The sequence below is a fragment of the Vibrio sp. 1288 genome (genome assembly GCF_033344475.1).
In genome coordinates this window covers 1-642 of the sequence record NZ_JAWPOX010000658.1, presented here as the reverse complement: position 1 = coordinate 642, position 642 = coordinate 1, and the positions used below count along the sequence as shown (strand labels likewise).

Below are 642 nucleotides of genomic sequence, written 5' to 3'. Positions count from 1 at the left end.
CGGCTATTCACGTAGTTTTGGCAAGTAAGAACCAACGTTGTCGCGGCCATAATTATGACGATAGCTACGGTCAATGATAAATACTGTGTAGTGCGATCAAAAACTTCATTGCTGCGACTCGCGGTATCTTGAGTACGCCAGCGATCACTTGGTGACAGCTCTGTCTTATCTTGGAGTTGCTTTAGCGCCGCATTGTCTGCTTTTAGAAACAGTCGATACTGCACTCGACTGCCGACTTGTATCGCGCCTGTTTTTTCTACGTCGCTTTGGTGAATATACGCCGCAGGCATTGGTTGGAATGGATTGAAACTTAAACCCGGCTCCATCAGCACGGCACCTGAAACGGTGAAATCTGCATCACCAATGGTGACATTGTCACCTTTGTTAACTTCTAATTGAGCCATAATGCGTTCGTCTAACCAAAGCTGGTTAGGCTTCACGCGACCTGACTCATTCCCATCTAAAACCAACTCTCCCATTAAAGGATAACTTTCATCGACACCTCGTACAGAAATAAGCTGCATTCCGTTATCGCTAAAAGCCATGGTCGAAAATCGGGTCATAACGGAGTGCTCAAGTTGCTCTGTCGATTTTAATAGCGAGTCAGATAATGGGTTTGCGGAAACGAACACCGCATCCGCA

1 protein-coding gene is annotated in these 642 nt (G+C 46.3%); it reads right to left on the bottom strand.

Features of this window, described 5'->3' with window-relative positions; all coding sequences use genetic code 11:
- On the bottom strand, positions 1-642 hold a 642-nt coding region (locus R8O11_RS28610; protein ID WP_412035087.1), incomplete at both ends, for an ABC transporter permease.